This is a genomic window from Caballeronia sp. J97, from assembly GCF_905220305.1.
Taxonomy (GTDB): Bacteria; Pseudomonadota; Gammaproteobacteria; order Burkholderiales; family Burkholderiaceae; genus Caballeronia.
In genome coordinates this window covers 185,382-202,016 of record NZ_CAJMZL010000006.1, presented here as the reverse complement: position 1 = coordinate 202,016, position 16,635 = coordinate 185,382, and the positions used below count along the sequence as shown (strand labels likewise).

General features: G+C 61.3%; 18 protein-coding genes. 14 read left to right on the top strand and 4 right to left on the bottom strand.

The features are described from left to right. Positions 1–6: 6 nt before the first annotated feature. From U4Y90_RS11995 to U4Y90_RS11975, 5 genes are all read left to right on the top strand, one after another. Positions 7–525 carry a hypothetical protein gene (locus tag U4Y90_RS11995; protein ID WP_321794781.1) on the top strand — a complete coding sequence of 173 codons (519 nt, stop codon included), beginning with the start codon at positions 7–9 and terminating at the stop codon, positions 523–525. Then, a complete protein-coding gene (locus U4Y90_RS11990; RefSeq protein ID WP_321794780.1) occupies positions 482–736 on the top strand; it encodes a hypothetical protein in 255 nt (84 codons plus the stop codon). The genes U4Y90_RS11995 and U4Y90_RS11990 overlap by 44 nt, the downstream gene beginning before the upstream one ends. Beyond that, positions 729–1,343, top strand: coding sequence for a DUF4400 domain-containing protein (locus U4Y90_RS11985; RefSeq protein WP_321794779.1), 615 nt, complete (start codon positions 729–731; stop codon positions 1,341–1,343). Before U4Y90_RS11990 ends, U4Y90_RS11985 begins: the two co-directional genes overlap by 8 nt. A gap of 379 nt (positions 1,344–1,722) precedes the next feature. After that, positions 1,723–2,568, top strand: a complete 846-nt coding sequence (locus U4Y90_RS11980; RefSeq protein WP_321794778.1) for an ATPase — start codon at positions 1,723–1,725, stop codon at positions 2,566–2,568. Between the two features lie 11 nt (positions 2,569–2,579). Then, positions 2,580–4,304 carry an ATP-dependent helicase gene (locus U4Y90_RS11975; RefSeq protein ID WP_321794777.1) on the top strand — a complete coding sequence of 575 codons (1,725 nt, stop codon included), beginning with the start codon at positions 2,580–2,582 and terminating at the stop codon, positions 4,302–4,304. Positions 4,305–4,651: 347 nt separating this feature from the next. On the opposite strand, the gene U4Y90_RS11970 is transcribed toward U4Y90_RS11975, so the two are convergent. The 4 genes from U4Y90_RS11970 to U4Y90_RS11955 form a co-directional block, all read right to left on the bottom strand. Beyond that, positions 4,652–4,831: a CsbD family protein gene (locus U4Y90_RS11970; RefSeq protein WP_321794776.1), complete on the bottom strand. Its 180-nt coding sequence runs from the start codon at positions 4,829–4,831 to the stop codon at positions 4,652–4,654. 180 nt (positions 4,832–5,011) lie between these two features. After that, the gene (locus U4Y90_RS11965) at positions 5,012–5,458 is read right to left on the bottom strand and encodes a polymer-forming cytoskeletal protein (RefSeq protein ID WP_321794775.1); all 447 of its coding nucleotides are present in this window, start codon (positions 5,456–5,458) and stop codon (positions 5,012–5,014) included. 10 nt (positions 5,459–5,468) lie between these two features. After that, entirely contained in the window at positions 5,469–6,380 is a 912-nt protein-coding gene (locus U4Y90_RS11960; protein ID WP_321794774.1) for a hypothetical protein, read from the bottom strand. A gap of 104 nt (positions 6,381–6,484) precedes the next feature. After that, entirely contained in the window at positions 6,485–7,084 is a 600-nt protein-coding gene (locus U4Y90_RS11955) for a DUF1845 domain-containing protein (protein WP_321794773.1), read from the bottom strand. 692 nt (positions 7,085–7,776) lie between these two features. Between U4Y90_RS11955 and U4Y90_RS11950 the strand changes: the two genes are divergently transcribed. The 9 genes from U4Y90_RS11950 (at position 7,777) to U4Y90_RS11910 (ending at position 16,597) form a co-directional block, all read left to right on the top strand. Next, a complete protein-coding gene (locus U4Y90_RS11950; RefSeq protein WP_321794813.1) occupies positions 7,777–8,043 on the top strand; it encodes a hypothetical protein in 267 nt (88 codons plus the stop codon). Further along, the gene (locus tag U4Y90_RS11945; RefSeq protein ID WP_321794772.1) at positions 8,040–9,356 is read left to right on the top strand and encodes a hypothetical protein; all 1,317 of its coding nucleotides are present in this window, start codon (positions 8,040–8,042) and stop codon (positions 9,354–9,356) included. Before U4Y90_RS11950 ends, U4Y90_RS11945 begins: the two co-directional genes overlap by 4 nt. A 171-nt stretch (positions 9,357–9,527) precedes the next feature. After that, positions 9,528–10,022 (top strand): NADAR family protein, encoded by a 495-nt coding sequence (locus U4Y90_RS11940; RefSeq protein ID WP_321794771.1) that lies wholly within the window; start codon positions 9,528–9,530, stop codon positions 10,020–10,022. Positions 10,023–10,308: 286 nt separating this feature from the next. Continuing rightward, positions 10,309–11,709, top strand: a complete 1,401-nt coding sequence (locus tag U4Y90_RS11935) for a metallophosphatase family protein (RefSeq protein ID WP_321794770.1) — start codon at positions 10,309–10,311, stop codon at positions 11,707–11,709. 232 nt (positions 11,710–11,941) lie between these two features. Further along, positions 11,942–12,475 (top strand): hypothetical protein, encoded by a 534-nt coding sequence (locus tag U4Y90_RS11930; protein ID WP_321794769.1) that lies wholly within the window; start codon positions 11,942–11,944, stop codon positions 12,473–12,475. Further along, positions 12,463–14,784: an SMC family ATPase gene (locus tag U4Y90_RS11925; RefSeq protein WP_321794768.1), complete on the top strand. Its 2,322-nt coding sequence runs from the start codon at positions 12,463–12,465 to the stop codon at positions 14,782–14,784. The genes U4Y90_RS11930 and U4Y90_RS11925 overlap by 13 nt, the downstream gene beginning before the upstream one ends. A gap of 332 nt (positions 14,785–15,116) precedes the next feature. Further along, a complete protein-coding gene (locus tag U4Y90_RS11920) occupies positions 15,117–15,515 on the top strand; it encodes a hypothetical protein (RefSeq protein WP_321794767.1) in 399 nt (132 codons plus the stop codon). A 74-nt stretch (positions 15,516–15,589) separates the two neighbouring features. Continuing rightward, positions 15,590–15,790, top strand: a complete 201-nt coding sequence (locus U4Y90_RS11915; RefSeq protein WP_321794766.1) for a hypothetical protein — start codon at positions 15,590–15,592, stop codon at positions 15,788–15,790. 156 nt (positions 15,791–15,946) lie between these two features. After that, positions 15,947–16,597, top strand: a complete 651-nt coding sequence (locus U4Y90_RS11910) for a hypothetical protein (RefSeq protein WP_321794765.1) — start codon at positions 15,947–15,949, stop codon at positions 16,595–16,597. The last annotated feature ends 38 nt before the right edge of the window (positions 16,598–16,635 follow it).

Below are 16,635 nucleotides of genomic sequence, written 5' to 3'. Positions count from 1 at the left end.
AACACTATGTCCGCTGCATACAAAAACATCATTCGCGATCACAAACTGTCGCACAGGCTGGTCCCGGTCTTCAACGTCGCGCCGGAGCTCGAGCTTGCCTGTTCGCGTGTGGCCGATTTCATCGGCGAGCGGTTTATGGGAGACAAACGGCCGCTCGCCGCCGAGATGATTGAGTCGGCGCTCGATGGCTTCAGGCTTGCCAAGCGCGCGGGTAATGCCCACATTGCCTTCATGCAGGGGCTCTTCGAGCCAGCAAAGTTGCTCTATGCGCGCCGGTACGTCGCACGGCGCGGGGAAAAAGTCGCTGTCTGGTGTCCCATGCTCGATGCGATTCCGGCTTTCGAGGAGCGTCATGCCAATTTCGAATTCGAGATGGTCGACGAACGCTGCCCGGAGCACATCACCGAGCGCACCGCTGCTTTCCAGCTCGCCTCGCGGGTGTTGCAGGGCGAGGCCTTCCGTCGCTACTTTGAGGAATACGATGTCGCTCACCGTTACGATCATAGCGAAGCTGTCGGCAGTTGATTCCCGTACGGCGCAACGCGCTTGCGACACGGCAGGTGCGTTCGACGGCGAAGTCGATGCTGCCGTGCCCGAGGAGTTCACCTACGGGGCGGGCGCCCGCTGCTACGCGCTTGCGACGATTATGCAGACGCGGCCCGCGCTCTTTTGGGGCGGGCTTGGCGCGATCGTGTTGGTGCCGATACTCATGCTGATAAAGGTGCTCCATGGCTAGCCGCTTCGGATCGCACCTGAAAGTCTGGTTTCTGCTCGTGCCGGTGCTCGCGATCGCAGTCATGCCGGCGATTCCCGAACGCAGCCTGTTCGAGGTGCCGGAGGCCGAAACGAGTTCGCTCGTTGCCTCGGTCGGGCAGGAACGCGCTGATGCAGCCGTGCGCCACGCCAACGAGACGTTCCGACATGCGTTCGTTGACAATGGGTTGCTGCATCGAACGCTCAATGCGTCTGGGAGCGTCGGCGGCATGAATGACGGCGGGCTTTCCACCTTCGCCCATACGTGGACGGAAAACTTCTGGCTGCTCGTCTACCGGATGCTGTTCCGCGCGATGGTGATGAAGATGTGGATCGTGGGCACGCTGCTGTTCGCGTTCGGCATGTTCGTCGACGGGACTGCGCGGCGTAAGATTAAGGCGTCGGCCGCGGGCTTCGTGAGTCCGCTGTCTTTCCATCTCGCCGGACACGGTCTGCTGCTTGTTTGCGGAACGCTCTTTGGGGTGCTCGTCGTACCGTTGCCAGTGCTTGCCGGCTACTGGGTGGCCGTGGCTGCACTACTGGGCGCACTGCTTTGGAAGGCGGCCGAGTCGTTCCAGTCTTCGCGGTAAAAGCGCGATGTGATGTTTGGGAGCGAAAAGCTCGCAAAAAACCGCGTCTTTCTTCGTTGGGAGAGCTATCTGGATAGCTCTCTTTTCTTTTGCGCGTCCTCTGGCGCATCGAGCTGGCCATCCATTCCTCTGCTGCTCGTGACGTACGCGGGGACGTCTCGGGTGGTTGTAACTGTTACTAGGTTACAGTTCAAATGTCTTCCCCCCGACAGTACCGACGACGCGCAACGCTCGAGAGTACGAAAGCCGCTTCAAATTGCCCTTGTTTTGACCGTCCCCGCTCGCCTGCTCCCGCAACAATGAGAACTACGGGCAGCGCGATTCGCTTGCCTATTTCCCAATGACAAAGTGGACCGACGGGTCCGAACAGGAGTGGCGAATGAGCACTGCGGTCGAAACCGAGAAGGAAAACAAGGTGGCATTGGCCGCGCTGGAACAAGGCGCGGCCGACGCGACTGAAGCTCCGCTCGTGACGGATGGGGCTGACGACGGCGAACTGGAGCGCGAGCTCACCCAGATGGAAGCGGACGCGGATCGTCTGCAGAAGGAAGGCGTGATCTCGACTGACGACGCGAACATGAAGCGTGCCGAAGTCGCGAAAACTCGCAAGCTGTTCCGTGATCTGCCGGCCGCCGAACGCATCGCCATCATCAAGCGCCGCCGTGAGATCGGCCGCCAACTGATGGAGCGCCAACTGTCCGGTGCCGCAGTCGTGACCGCCCGCGTGCGGTTGAACCATACCCGCCTGAAGCCGCTGTTCGAACAGTGGTGGCCGTATATCAATCGCATGAGCATCAACATGCAGCGTTTCGGCCGTTCGACGTTCGGCGAAAGCGACAAGGAAGTCGTCAACAGCGCGCTGGAAAAGCTGCTTGCAGGCATTGAGGGCTACGTCGATGAGCAACTGCGCGTCGCCGAAGGCTTTCGCCAGCAAAAGGAAGCCGAACTGCGCGCGAACCAGGAACTTGTGTTTGAGCCGACGATCCCGATGCCGTCGATGGATATCGAAGTCGAGGCGTATTCGCGCTTTTCGATGCGCGTGCTCAGCGCCATCATGAAGTTTGACCGGGCGATGGACCACTTCGACTTCATGGTGTGGAACGGCATCCGGGATCAGTCCGACGTCGACGACGAAACCGTTCACTTCCTGAAGAAGTTCAATCCGCTGGGCATTCGCGGATACATGACGCACCTGAAGCTGATGACGACGGTTCGCGGCCAGTAAAGGAGGTCGGCATGCTGGACGAACTCAATCCCCAGCAACGGGAAGTCGCCCAGTTGCGTCAGCACTGCGTGGCGATCGCCTGCCCGGGCGCGGGCAAGACGAAGACGATCGCCACCAAAGCCGCCTTGCTGCTGCAAGACAGCGCCGCGATGGTCGGCGCGGTGACCTTCTCCAAGGATGCGGCGATCGAACTGCGCGAGCGCATTCTGAAGTCTGCCGGCGACGTCGTGAAAAAGCGCCTGATCGCAGGCACCTTCCATTCGCTCGCGTTCAAGCAACTCAAGCGCCCCGGCGCGCGGCCGCTGGATATCGCTTCCGATGGCGATCGGCTGGGCCTGCTGATTCGCGTGATGCAGGAACTCGGGCGTGAGGGGAAGGCAGAGGACGTCATTCCAACGATCGAGAAGATCAAGACGAATTTCGGTCGATGCGATCCCAACACGGATGACGGTGAGCTGTACCACGCCTATCAAGACGCGCTCGCCCGCAACGGCAAGATCGACTTTCAGGACATGCTGCGTCTGGCGGTTGAGGGCATGGAAAACGGTACGATCCTGCCTTACCCATTCACCTATCTGCTCGTCGACGAGTTCCAGGATACGGACCCACTTCAGTACCGATGGATCGAACTGCATGCGAAGGCGGGCTCCGTCGTCACCGTCGTCGGCGACGATGACCAAAGCATCTACGCGTTTCGGGAAGCGCTCGGCTATCGCGGCATGGTGTCGTTCATTCAGGCGTTCGATGCCAAGCCGGTGGTCTTGGGGAGCAACTATCGCTGCCGCGCGGAGATCCTTTCGGCCGCGGATCAGGTCATCTGCCACAACGTCGACCGGATCGCGAAAACACTGCGCGCGGAGAAGGGGCCGGGCGGCAGTGTGCTGAGCTCGCGTCATGCCGATGAATACGAGGAGGCTGTGGCGGCTGTCGAGGTGCTCGGTCCGCTTCTCGCGAAGGGCGAGTCCTGTGCGATCCTCGCGCGCACGAACCGCATCCTCGACCCGCTGGAATCGGTGTGTCGATCCCACGGCATCAAATACTATCGGGCGTCTGGCGCATCGGTGCTCAGCCGCCCTGAAGGCGCGCTGATGTGCAATCTGCTCGAGATCGTCGAGCGGGTGAAAGAGACCGGCCTCGATGCCGTGTTGGCGCATCTGGGCTTGACCGCGCAGCAGTTGCGCGCCCTGCATGCCGACATGGGTCCAGAACTGACGCAAAAGGGGCGCGCCGAACTGGTGGCGCTTGGCCTGTCCGAGGACGTCGCGACGAACTACCGGGAATTCATGAAGCGGCTTGCCGAGTGGCAAAGTCTGTGCGATCGCAAGTTCCATTCGTTGACCCTTTCGGGTGTGGCCGAATGGATGATGAAGTACGCGAAGAAAGATGCCGCCATCCGCGCGATCCAGGCCACCGATGACGTGCTTTCGCGGCTGAGTGGCTCTTTCGCTGAGCGGCTGCTGTTTTTGCGCCAGTCCAATAACGAGCCGACGCCGGGCGCGCTTATCCTCACGACGATGCACAGCTCGAAAGGGCTGGAATGGGATCATGTCTGGATCGTACGCAGCGTGGAGACGATCGTCCCCGACCCGAAGTCGACCGAGCCCGAGGAGCGGCGGCTGTTCTACGTGGCCATGACGCGCGCGCGCGAATCGCTGATGATCTCCGGCACCAGCAAGAACTTCGAGTCACGGTTCGTGGCAGAAGCGAAAATACAAGGACTGGCTCGGGCCGCCTAGGTGATGGCGCCGGAGCGCTGGGATGCGGCTGTCCGGAGCGGTCCGACACCGCATCATCGAGATTCGTCGCCGCGAGCGGGAACACTACCCCGTTCCCCTTGAAAATTCCATCGTGATGGATCCAGGATTCGTACGCGAAGGCGCCGCACGATAACCGTGTGACGTTCAAGGTCACCTTGCAGGCCCGTTGCAGGCCCTGGCTGCGGGTGTGAATGAAATCAAGCACGTGAGGTTGGTTCTTGTCAGCCTCGTGGCGTCATCCAGATTTCAAATGGGAGCGCCGCGCGTGCGGCGCTCCCTGAGGTGCTTGCTGAATTGCGCTCTAGTGCGCTATCCCTGAGGGTGCCTTACGGCTGGCTCTTCTTGATTTCTTCCTTCGCGTCACCGTACTGCTTGCGCGCTTCGCCCGCGCCCTGTTGCACCTGCCCCTTGACCTGCTGGGTGGTGTCGCCGGTCATCTTCCCGACGCCTTCGTTGATCTTGCCCTTCACCTTTTCGGCGGTGCCCTTCACCTGGTCCTTGTTCATCCTGAACCTCCATCGATGACGTGGACGATTCCACGTCTCGAGCCCCGCAAAGATCGGGCCAAGCTGACGTACCGACGAAAAAAAGCCCGCTCGATTTCACGGTCGGCGTCTCGGAAGCAATACCCAGTTATAGGCATTTCGTCTGATGTATGAAGCGTTCCGCCTAACTCGCCATCCACCTCAGGCCATGGCCCGGGAAATCTCCGTCACGTTCGATCCGTTCTGATCCGCGCCGAGCTCGGATGCGCGCGCGCCGATGACGCCCGGTTTTTCCGCGGACTCAATCTCGATCGTCAACATGCGCGCGACGCGTTTGAGCGTGCCGTTAAGCGCGGCGCGCGGGCCGAGCCGGATCGTGCCGCAGTAAAAGATGTCGCCCGAAACTTGCCCGTTGATCTCGAGCGAGCCGCGCGCGTGTACGTCACCGTCGACGCGACCATCGATGCGCACGTGCTCGCCCTGTGCCGTGCCTTTCACTAGCCCGCCTTCGCCGATGTGCAAGAGACCCTGCGTCGAGATGATGCCGCCGTCGAGCAGGCCGAAGCAGGAGATGCCGTGATCGACGACGATATCGCCAGTGATGGCGCAGCCCGGCGCGATGAGCGTGATGTTGAGTTCGGTTTTCATGGTCAGATTCTCAGAACATTTGCACTTCGTTAGACCCGGCGCGGGTCGTCGGCGCGGGCTTCTTGTTCGACGCGGACGATGGCGTTTCGCTTTCGGTGGATTGCTCCTCGCGTAGACGTGCGGCGTGGTGACGATAGCCGTGCGACCGGGTCGTAGCGCCCGATGCTGACGCGCTGCGTTCGACCGCGGCGGCCAGTGCAGCCGGCGCTGTCGTGGCCGTCGTAGCGGCGGTGGCCGTCGACGCTTGTGACACCGGCTGCGATGCGGCCGAGGCGGCCCGCGATTCTGGTTGTGCCGAGGCGACTCGCGAGGCGGCGACCGAATGCGCAGTCTCCGGCTCACGATGACTCTGGCGGATCGGTGACACCGCAGCGAGCTTGGCCTCGCTGGAGACGGGCGGCGCAGGCTTGGCCACGCCTGCATTGCCTGAAGTGCTCGTGGTTGTGGTGCCCAGCGAATTGCGGAACTGCTCAGCCGTAAGGCCAATATTTGAGGTGCCGCCGACGTCGTTCGCGCTCAACATCGGGGCGACTGCAACCGGCCGGGCGGGAGAGGCGTCGATCGTACGAAGTCCGGCGTCGCTGGCAGCAACAGGCTGAGATGCCGTATCGCTGGTCGTCTGCACAGTCTTCTCCGCGCTCGTGTGCGGCACGGAGCTCGCGCCAATGGCGCGAAAGAGCTTGGCCGCGCCGATACCCGCGAGCGCGACGACCAGTGCGACAAGCACCGGCTTCGCGCAGCTACGGAGAATCGGCGCGGACTTGGCGATGCCCGAGAGGATACCCGAGCGCAGCGTGGCCGACTTGGCATAGTTCTCGAACATTGTCGGCGCCGGCAATGCCGCGATTTGGCGCGGCAGGTCGATGGTCATCGAATCCGATGCGAACTGCGCATGCAGTCTCTGAATTTCGCGCAGGTCCATGCGGGAGCCTCCTGTCGTAGTGTTTGGTCGAACCGTGTTTGATCGAGCTTGGAAAGCGCTGTGCCAATCGAGTCGCGCGCGTGAAGGCATCACACACGGAAAACTCAGTGCGCCTCGTCGAGAGCGGGAAGCAACACACCTTCCGGCGCGAACCGGTTGTTGTCCGGGATGCACAAGAAGGGGATCTGCTTGACGCGAATTTCGGCGGCGTCCAGCGCGGCCTGACGGGTTTGCGGCGTCACCGAGCGCAACATCAGCGCTTCCATCGTTTTGAGGAAGAGCTGGTCATACATGGAGAGAACTCGAACCAGCCGGCCAGACATGGCGTGTTTGATCTCAAGCGTCACCATCTCGGGCTGAGTGGGGGTACGTCTGCCCGGTAGCTTGTTCGCCCAATCGAGCGCCTTCCTGAAAAAGGCCTCGGCAACCCGAAACTCCGCTTCGATCGCGATGAGCTTGCCGCCACGCGCGACGGTCATCTTCGCGGCCGCAAAGTTGAAGTCTGAGCGCAAAAACTCGCGAGCGAACCGTGAGTAATAGGGCAACTCGGTTTGCGCAAGCGTGTCGCCATTGATCCGGGCAAGGCGGCTATCGCTGGTCAGGCGATTGAGGGGACGAAGACCGCTCTGATCCGCGCTATCGTTGCGAGACGGCGTCAGTTTGTTTGGATCTTCGTCGGGCACATCCATATCGATTACGGCCATGATCGTGTCGGTTTCGTCTGTGTTCTCTCTCGCATAAGATTTTCATTGTTTAGACAAGTGTCAAGGCGGCGAAAGCTATACGAATTTCGTGAGCTTTCCACCGCACATGAGCACCGATAACCCGGATACTCAAATCCATTCCCCGCGTCACTGACGCATCGACCTCGACTCCAAGCCCGGAGTCCGTCTTTTTTCTCCAAGCCGTGCCCGCCTCGTGCGTCTGGCATGCTCCGATCGGATAGCTACCGGTGTGGACATCTTCCTTGTGCTGAGTGCGCTCGCTACCCACTCCCCAATTTCAGCCGTGATACTCGTACCTTGGCCTGCATTCATTTGCGCCGGTACATCGTTCGAACCCGGGTTTTCGGGTGTTCTCTCTCCAGAGCCTGATCTGGGTAGAACGATCGAGTTGGCTGATCCGTGAATCCTGCGGCGGAAGCAATTCCGAAAAGGGCTGTTGCGCGGCGTGACCATGCCGCGCGAGAACGACTTTACGTTCTCTGAGCTGAGCGACACCGGCTTTGCCGGCCGCTCCCTGCACGCCACGTCCCCGGAAGGGACGTGGCGCGTAGGTCTGTCCTCTCTATCGATCTCCCGAAGCTCGCTCCGTTACCGGAGCGGGCTTTTTTTTTCGTCCGTCGCGTCCTGCAAAGGGACCAAACGGACCTTTCTCAACGGAGGTGCCGTTCATGTTGTTGCCCGACCGCCTCAATCAGCGTATCGCCGAGGCCATCAAGCATCAGATCGATCACGAGCGCGAGCAAGCGGATACCACGTCCTCTGTTTGGCGCGCGCGCTGCGAAGTGGCCCGAGTCGCGATGTTCAGCGACGCCGAGCGCTCCGTCTTTATTCACCACGTGAGCGAACGTCGCGGCAGTGCGGCAGCCCGGGAGATGCAATCTCAGGCCGACACGCTGCGGACCAACGCCATCTTCTTTCTCGCAAGGAAACCCTCATGAACGCTGTTGTTCAGATGTTCGATCACGCGCCGCGCAGTCTCGTTGAAGAACGCGCCATCCGGCCGCCCACGATCGGCAAGATTCGACCCGGTATCAAGGTGCTTACTCGCGCCCATCAGGCCAACGACAAGGCCGTCAAGCTCTACGCCGACATGGTGGCCGCGGGCGAGTCGTTCGAGGCAATCAGCAAGGTGCTGGAGACGTCGTTGAAGCTTCGCAATGCGCTCGTACCCAAGAACGTCGACTACTTCGTCTGCAGACGATCGGACTTCTCGAATCCCGACACCGCGGACGAAATCCTGAGGCTGTATGGCGAGGATCGCGGCCAGGGCATCAAACTCTACCGATTCCCGGTCATGTTCGCGTTCGACGACTGGCTGCGCAATGTGCCGAATCAGATGGCGGCCTACACGACAGCGGGGCGGCAGTACTTCTCCGAGTACGACCGCGACGGCAAGCGCTACTGCAAGATGTACGCGCCGGTCGAACGGAATTCCCGCGCCCAACGTGCTCGCCGCTCCTTCGGTGGTCGACTCGTCGTGCATCGGCAGGACGACGACATTCCCGATGGCGTTTGCGATCCGCACGTCTGTCCGCAGTATCAGGACCGAAAGTGCAACCTCACGGCGAACTTCGTGTTCGCGATTCCTGATGTCAAAGGGCTCGGTCTGATCGAGCTGCCGACCAATTCCATCTACGTGCTGCAGAAAGCGTACTCGGCGATGCAAACCGTGTCGCTGGCACGCGGCCGTCTCACCGGCACGCGCTTCTGGCTCTCGAAGAAGGAATTCGACATCACGCGAATCGACGATAACGGGCAACCGGTTCGTCAAAAACAGATGTTGTCGGTGCTGGATGCCGACATCGACCTGGGTGCGCTGCTCGACGGTGCGGAAGAGCCGCAACCGGCACTGGAAAGCGCAAATCGTGCCGTGGCGCTCATCCAGTCTGACGGAACGGTAGAGTCGATGACCGAGCCGGCGCTTCAACCCGACGGGCAATCCACGGGTGAGGGCACGTCATCCCGCGTCGACGAGGATGACAAGGGTGACGAAGTGGACCGTCCCGACCCCAACGAGACGCTGGAGGACAAGCGTCACAAGATGTCCGATCTGCTGCACCGTTTGGGCTTGAGTCAGCCGGAGCGGCAGAACCACTTTCGCAAATACGCGCATCTGACGTACGGGCGCGGCTGGATCGAACGCGTCGCCGATGTGGATGCGATGAATGCGCGCCTCAAAACCGCGCTCGACGATCCAGCCTCGCTCGACGCGGAAATTCAGGACGCGGTTGCGCAAGCTGCCTACGTCTAACCTTGGCCAGTCTCCTTCACGGGGGCTGGCTGCTCTTTTTTCTTCTCCGCTCGCGCATGAGAGCATTTCAGCAAGAACCGCTTGCTCAAATGTTTTCGACCGCGCCCGCTATGCGCATCGAATTCGCCCGCTACGGCGGCCCATCTACCTGTTCACGCAAAGGAGTCCCCGATGCGTCGAGTCGGCAACTTCACGCTGTTTTTCGGCGCGGAGGATGCGTTTAGCAACTGGCATCCGTGCCGTTTCTCCTATCGCGGTGTGGATTTCACATGCGGGGAGCAATTCATGATGTTCTCGAAGGCCAAGCTCTTCGGTGACGAGGCGATCGCGCAAGCGGTGCTCGAAACGCACCTTCCGAAGGAGCAAAAAGCCCTGGGCCGTAAGGTCAAAGGTTTCGACCTCGAAACATGGAAGGCGAAACGCGAATCGATCGTCTATGTCGGGTGCCGCGAGAAGTTCGCGCAGCATCCCGGCTTGCGCGCGTTGTTGCTCGCGACGGCTCCAACCGAGTTGGTCGAAGCCAGCCCCTACGATCTCATCTGGGGCGTGGGCCTGAGCGAGCGCCATCCGGACATCACTGACAAATCAAAGTGGCGAGGCCAGAACCTTCTCGGCCTGGCGCTGATGAAAGTTCGTGACACGCTGTCTGTTCAACTGCCTAAATGACGTACTACACCTATGTTGACTGATCAGAAGCAGATGCATTGCGGCGGATGCGGTGCAGACATTTTCAAGGTCTATACCGCAGATCGCACGATGCGCATCGTCGTTGAATGCCAGGGATGCAAGGGCACTTCCTATATCGGACCCGAACCCGCTCGATTGCAGATCGAAAGGGGGTGAAGGTGACGGGATCATCACCGTTTTTTGAGCAAACCACGCCGCTTCCTGGCGTTGGAACTAACTGAGCTGCCTTCCGGAAACGGGGCGGCTCTTTTCTTTTGGAGGCGAGATGAAAATCGCACATTTTTCCGATCTGCATTATGCGCCGGGCAATCTCGAGGAGGCGGATCGATGCTTCGGCTTTGCAACGGATCATGCCGTACTTGCAGGTGCTGATGTTGCTGTGATTTCGGGCGACGCGACCGATCATCGTCTCGATGCGCACGCGCCGTCCTTGCACCGCCTCGCGCGACGCATCAACGGCCTGAGCGGCAGCATGCCGGTGTTGATGTTGCAGGGCACGTTCTCGCACGAGCCACCGGGCACGCTTCGCAACTTCGAGCTGATGGCTACCACGCATCAAATCTATGTCGCCGAACGCGTGCAACAAGTGAGTCTTCACGAAGGCCGGTTCTATGCATCGAGCGGCCCGGTGTTTTCCGAAGAGGAGCTTCGCGAAGTGCTGGCGATCGGCGCCGACGTGGTCTTCACCTGTCTGCCCACGATCAACAAGGGGCAACTGGCGGCCGCGGTCGGCGCGAAGGAAGCGGCGACGGGACTGGAGGCCGTGCTCGCCGACTACCTCAGATCGGCCGGCCGCATCAACCAGCAGCTTCGCGCGAAGGGCATTCGCACGGTCGGCGTATCGCATGGCACGGTCAACGGCTGCACGACCGAGCACGGCGTGACGATGGCGGGCTTCGATCACGAGTTCTCGCTCGGGGGTCTGTTCGAGGCCGAATGCGACGCGTTCATGCTCGGACACATCCACAAGTCTCAGAAGTGGGAGCGAGCAGGCAGAGTGGTGGCGTACCCGGGATCGATCGGGCGCTTTCACTACGACGAAGAGGGTGACAAGGGTTTTCTGATGTGGGACGTGAAGGTGGGCGCCGCGCAAGCGGAACTCATCGTGACGCCCGCTCGGCAGACGCTCTGTATCGACTTCGATGGCCCGCCGGACATGCAACGGCTCGCCGAGATCGCGCTGGATGCGACCGACAAGTTCGTGCGCATTCGTTGGCAAGTGGACGAAGAACACCGTCAAAGCGTCGATCGCGATGCGATTGTCGCGCTGTTCGGGAACGCGGCCGAGCTGAAGGTCGAGGCCCGCATCCTGCCGGTCGTGCGTTCGCGCGCGCAAGGCATCAGCCTGGAGGCCACGATCGATCGCAAGATCGAGCGCTGGTGCGCGCTTACGGACGTGTCCGCAGGTCCGCTGCTCGATCGCTTTCAGCTTCTCGAAACGGGCGATGCCGAGGCGATCGCTGCGCGCGTGTTGGCCGGTCTGATCGAGTATGACGTTGCAGCCGAACAGTCGCCCGATGTCGTACCGGACGGATTGGCGCAATGCACAGCCGCTGAGATCGAGATGCCGATGCCCGATGTGACGATCGAGATCGTCGAGCCGGTATCTGCATCGACCTCGTCAGCGCAGCTGTCGTGGGTCGATGATGATTTGTTCGCGGCATAGGTTGCCGCGCGTTGGCAAGGGAGGCCCGTATGGCTCCTTTGTCTCGGACACCGTAGCCGTGTTCCGATAGCTCGAGTCCTGCTCGTCGCTATCGAAACAGAGGTTCACCGCGTCGTCGACGCATCGACTCGTTGTTGCAGCACCTTTCTCTGGCCGTTCAATTGTTTCTTCACCTTGGCGGGGCGCGATCCCCACTGGGGACGCACTCCGCCTTTTCCAAACGGAGTGCATCATGTTTGGTCTTTACCCCGCGGGTCCCGAATGGGTCCGCTCGTTCTCGCTCGCGAATAACGCCGCGCGCGATATCCAAAAGTCGCTGGTGGATTTCGCAGGTTTCACCCCTGCGATCCAGCATCAGCCGTTCGGCCACGATCGCGGCGCGGTCCTGGCTCAACTCGGGCAGACCTTGCTGTTGCTGGCCACCACACCCGGTGCGACCGAAATCGCGATCACGCCGTCCGTGCAGATGCAGCATCTCCTCTGGTCCTATCAGGAGGGGTATGCGAGTCAATGGTCGGCTGCGGAAATTCACGGCCTTAGCGGCTACAGCGGCTGGTCGGAGCTGCTGACGAACGCGCGACGCGAGTTCAGTAGAGCGTGCGACCATGTGTCGGCCGCGCTCGCTGGGACGCTGTGTGCCCCGATATGTGCCCCGCAGCGCGCGGTTGTCGCAGCGGATCTGAACGCGTCGTTTCCCAACGAGGATGACGATGCGTTCTATGCGCAGATGGCAGCGGTCGTGGAGGGTGCGTCATGCGGCCTCTGAAACTCACGCTCGAAGGGTTCGTTGGCGTTCGAGATGGCATGAAGCGCGAGAGCGTGACGCTCGATCTGGAGTCGCTGCCGGATGGACTGATCGCGTTGACCGGCCCGAATGGGGCGGGCAAGACGACGCTCATGGACAACTTGCATCCGTATCCGATCATGCCGTCGCGCGCCTCGAAGCTCTCGGTCGACGCTTTTTCGTACTGGGATCATATCTGTGGCACCAGCGCGCTGAAGGAGCTTGAATGGGAACACGATGGGATTCTCTATCGGTCCTCGTTCACGTTCCGCAAGCCTGGCAAGACGGGCAAGGCGGAGTACTACCTGGTCTATCGCGGCGTCGACGGCACGTGGCGACCGGTGTCGCTGCCCGATGGCACCGTGTCGGACGGCAAGGCGGAGTCGTACAACCGCTGCGTCGAGGCGATCAACGGTTCGCTCGAAACGTTCTTCACCAGCGTGTTCTCGGCGCAGAATCGCCGGCCGCTCGCATCCTATGGCGCCGGCGAGATCAAGACGCTTCTGGCTGAGTTGCTCGGCATCGACCATCTGAAGGCGTTGTCGGCCAAAGCAGGCGATGTCGTGAAGGTGCTCGGCAAGTCGCTCGATGATATTCAGTCGGAGCTTCTCGCCCTCGCCGGTAAGCGGCAGCGCAAAGCCGAGACGGAGCAATCCACTGTCGCGCAGGGTGCCGCCTTGCGTACGGCTCGCGAGCAGCGTGAAGCCGCGCTCGAGCAATCGGGCAAGCTGACTCAGGAGCGGGCTACGCTCGCAGCGAAACAGGCGGAGTCGGCCTCGGTCGAAGCGCGCCTGCGTGAGTTGGGCGTGCGTCGAGAGGAGCTGACGAGGTCGTTGAGAAGCGCTGCCGACGACGAGCAAGCAGCACATGCTCGAAGCCAGCAACGCGTCACGCTGCTTAATCGAACCATCGCCACACATCAGGCGACGCTCGCGCGTCGGGAGGCCATCCTGGGCGCAGCCGCGAAGCGCGAAGAGGCGGAGCTTTCCATCGCGCGTGAAGAGGCGAAGTTCGGGCCGCTGCAGCGTGCGATAGCCGATCTTGAGGTGAAGCACGCAACCCTCAGTGCGTTGGGCGTCTCGATCTCGAGCTTGATGAGCGAGGGTACGACGAAGGCCGCGCATTTCGATACGCTCAGTAAGCAGGCGGCCGTCGTCGAGCAGGTTCCGTGCGTTGGACACGCGATGCATGCTCAATGTCCTCTGCTTACACAAGCGCTGCAGGCCAAGACACAGGCGGTAGCGCAGCGGGTTTCGGTGGCCGATCTTCGCGCAAAGTACCGCGAGAAAAAGGCACAAGCCGAAGCATTGACGGCGGTTCCGGCTGAACTGGCGGCAAAGCGTGTGGAGATGTTGAGTGTGAGGGATGATGTCGCGAAGCTTCGCCGCGCGCTGCAGGCGGCGACGGAACTCGCTGCGAGCAAGCCGCTTCTCGACTCTGCTGCCTTAGGGCTGGAAACCGCGCAAGCGGAGTCTCGTTCGATCGCCGAAGAGGGCACAGCGAGAGTAGCCCGGTACGAGTCTGAAAAGGCGCGCATGACCGCTGAAGTGGCTCGCATTGCCGATGAGATGACGCGACTTGCAGCCGTGGATGTGACGACGGCGATCGCGAAGCTGGATCGGGACCTCGCGTTCAATCGGGAAGCCGTGGCGGCGCTCAATGGACGGATCGAAGCACTGATCCGTTCGCAGAGCGTGCTCCAAGCCGAATGCGAAGCGTTGGCGATTGAATTGGAGAAGTTTTCCGCGACGCAGTCTCGCGCGGACCGTCTGTCCGATGAAATCGCCCGTTGGAAGCTGCTCGCCAAGGGACTGGGCAACGATGGTGTGATCGCACTCACCATCGATGACGCGGGCCCGGCGCTCACCCATACCGTCAACGAGCTTTTGCTCGCTTGCTACGGCATGCGCTTCACCGTCGAGATTCGTACGCAACGTGCTCTTGCCAGTGGTGAGTTGCGTGAAGGCTTCGAGATCCTCGTCCACGACGCTGAGGCCGACAGCAGCAAGTCGGTATCGGTGATGTCGGGCGGACAGAAGGTCTGGATCAACGAGTGTCTCACGCGCGGCATTGCGCTGTATCTCGCACAGAACACCGGTCAACCGTATCAGACCTTGTTCAGTGACGAGTCGGACGGGCCGCTGGATCCGCAGCGCAAAGTGCAGTTCATGAGCATGAAACGCGAAGTCCTTCGACAGGGCGGGTATCAGCGAGAGTTTTTCATCTCGCAGACGCCTGAGTTGGTCGCGGAGGCCGACGCGGTCATCGACGTTCAGGCGCTTGCCACCTGAGTTCTCTTTAACCCTTGTGGGGAGCCGCCCCACAAGGGCGCTTCCCGTCGTTTCAACTTTCTTCGCGCCACAGGGTACCGCTTGGCGCCGTCGCTCTATGGCAAACCTTCTCATGCTGCTCATCGCGGCAGCCGGCAGTTCGTCCTGTGCACAGTGCGGCTCGCACCGCAACACGGCGGAGCAACCACCCGCGCAACAGGTGTCACCCGCTGCCACCCAGTCGCCGCAGCACCCGCACACGCCAGTTACGCGTCGCGCTTCTGCTTTCGATAACGGTCGCCTGCGTCGGATTTGACGCTGGCATCCACCATCCTTTTTTCCTGGAGCCTCACATGGCCTACTCATGCACCGATTTTGCAGACGATGTCCTCAACGACCTTCTCATCCGTAGCTGGATCCAATCTGCGCAATTTGGACCCGAAGATATGCAAGCACAGTGCGGCGCCGTGTTGGCGGCGATTGGCGATGCGGATCGGGCGCTTCATCTTGCGGCTGATGCGAAGCAATTTCACGCTGAGCTGCTTGACGCCGTGGAAACGTTGACTGCCATCGGCGAGGAGCACGGACCTGTGGCCCTTGCGCACCTGGTCTATTTGCAGATGGCGATCCTGAAAGGCACGTTGGTCGAGCTGACGCGCGAAGAAGCGGCGTCGTTGTCGTTCGTCAGAGACTTGCCATCGGGCGGTCGCTGGTGGAAACACGTCGACGTGACCGAAGCTTTCGGTAGTTGAGCGTCACGTAATTTCCCCACTTTCTATCTACCCCTGCGGGCAAGCGACCCCGCCGGGGTCGCTCCGCGTAATCCATGTGGAGCATCGATATGTTTGAAGCGGCAAAGCTCGGCGCAGCACCCGAGCGGTTTCCCAACCTGGAAGCGGCGATGGACTACATCGCAGGCTCGCCTGCCTGCGAGCACGAGGTTCGGCCGTGGGTGCTGAACATCGAAACGCAGGTGTTCGTGATCGTCGGCGGCAGAGTGCAGCCGGCAAAAGGGGCGCAGCGATGACGCCGCCCTGGCTCGAGCAGTACGCGAGCGGAGAGCGGCTCGGCTTCGCCCAGAGCTTCATTGCATACGCGGAGTACTACGGCGTCGACGGGTCGGCTGACGATGATCCGGAAGTCGAGGAGCGCATTGCGATGCATCGGCCGCCGATCGTCGGATATGCCAGTCGAACCGGCACGCGACGTAATCTCGCCGCGTTACAGGGCGCTGATTGGCGGCTGTTGGTATCGGCCAAAGGCGAATTGCGAACCGAAGCTGCGTTACGCACTGGACAACGGTGCGTGGACCGCGTTTCAGCAGGGACAGGCTTTCGATGAGCGAGCCTTCGCGGTTGCGGTCGATCGTCTGGGCGAGCGGGCTGACTGGCTCGTTCTCCCTGACATCGTCATGGGCGGGATGGCGTCGCTGGACTATTCGCTGAAGTGGCTGGAGCGGCTTCGCGGCATGCCCTGTCGCATGTTGATCGCGGTTCAGAACGACATGCAGGTAGACGACGTCGCATCGTTCCTGTCTCCGGCTGTCGGCATCTTTGTCGGCGGCTCGACGGAATGGAAAGAGCAGACCGCGCATGTGTGGGGCTCGCTTGCACGGCGCCGGCACTGTTACCTGCATGTGGGCCGCGTGAATTCGGTTCGGCGCATCCGCATCTGCGCGGCCGCGGGCGCCAATAGCTTCGATGGCACGAGCGTGAGCCGCTACGCGAAGACGCTGCCGCGCCTTGATCGCGCAACACGGCAGGGCGATTTGTTTGCCGCGGCGCATGAGGGGCTCGAGGAGGCCCAGCACGCGACCGCAGACATTGTGATTTGAGTTTTCCTTTAACCCTTTCGGGAGCTTCCCGAAAGGGC

Excerpts from the sequence above, each read along its gene's own strand:
- U4Y90_RS11995 (WP_321794781.1), top strand. The coding sequence starts at position 7 with ATGTCCGCTGCATACAAAAACATCATTCGCGATCACAAACTGTCGCAC.
- U4Y90_RS11990 (WP_321794780.1), top strand. The coding sequence starts at position 482 with ATGTCGCTCACCGTTACGATCATAGCGAAGCTGTCGGCAGTTGATTCC.
- U4Y90_RS11985 (WP_321794779.1), top strand. The coding sequence starts at position 729 with ATGGCTAGCCGCTTCGGATCGCACCTGAAAGTCTGGTTTCTGCTCGTG.
- U4Y90_RS11980 (WP_321794778.1), top strand. The coding sequence starts at position 1,723 with ATGAGCACTGCGGTCGAAACCGAGAAGGAAAACAAGGTGGCATTGGCC.
- U4Y90_RS11975 (WP_321794777.1), top strand. The coding sequence starts at position 2,580 with ATGCTGGACGAACTCAATCCCCAGCAACGGGAAGTCGCCCAGTTGCGT.
- U4Y90_RS11970 (WP_321794776.1), bottom strand. The coding sequence starts at position 4,831 with ATGAACAAGGACCAGGTGAAGGGCACCGCCGAAAAGGTGAAGGGCAAG.
- U4Y90_RS11965 (WP_321794775.1), bottom strand. The coding sequence starts at position 5,458 with ATGAAAACCGAACTCAACATCACGCTCATCGCGCCGGGCTGCGCCATC.
- U4Y90_RS11960 (WP_321794774.1), bottom strand. The coding sequence starts at position 6,380 with ATGGACCTGCGCGAAATTCAGAGACTGCATGCGCAGTTCGCATCGGAT.
- U4Y90_RS11955 (WP_321794773.1), bottom strand. The coding sequence starts at position 7,084 with ATGGCCGTAATCGATATGGATGTGCCCGACGAAGATCCAAACAAACTG.
- U4Y90_RS11945 (WP_321794772.1), top strand. The coding sequence starts at position 8,040 with ATGAACGCTGTTGTTCAGATGTTCGATCACGCGCCGCGCAGTCTCGTT.
- U4Y90_RS11940 (WP_321794771.1), top strand. The coding sequence starts at position 9,528 with ATGCGTCGAGTCGGCAACTTCACGCTGTTTTTCGGCGCGGAGGATGCG.
- U4Y90_RS11935 (WP_321794770.1), top strand. The coding sequence starts at position 10,309 with ATGAAAATCGCACATTTTTCCGATCTGCATTATGCGCCGGGCAATCTC.
- U4Y90_RS11930 (WP_321794769.1), top strand. The coding sequence starts at position 11,942 with ATGTTTGGTCTTTACCCCGCGGGTCCCGAATGGGTCCGCTCGTTCTCG.
- U4Y90_RS11925 (WP_321794768.1), top strand. The coding sequence starts at position 12,463 with ATGCGGCCTCTGAAACTCACGCTCGAAGGGTTCGTTGGCGTTCGAGAT.
- U4Y90_RS11920 (WP_321794767.1), top strand. The coding sequence starts at position 15,117 with ATGGCCTACTCATGCACCGATTTTGCAGACGATGTCCTCAACGACCTT.
- U4Y90_RS11915 (WP_321794766.1), top strand. The coding sequence starts at position 15,590 with ATGTGGAGCATCGATATGTTTGAAGCGGCAAAGCTCGGCGCAGCACCC.
- U4Y90_RS11910 (WP_321794765.1), top strand. The coding sequence starts at position 15,947 with ATGCCAGTCGAACCGGCACGCGACGTAATCTCGCCGCGTTACAGGGCG.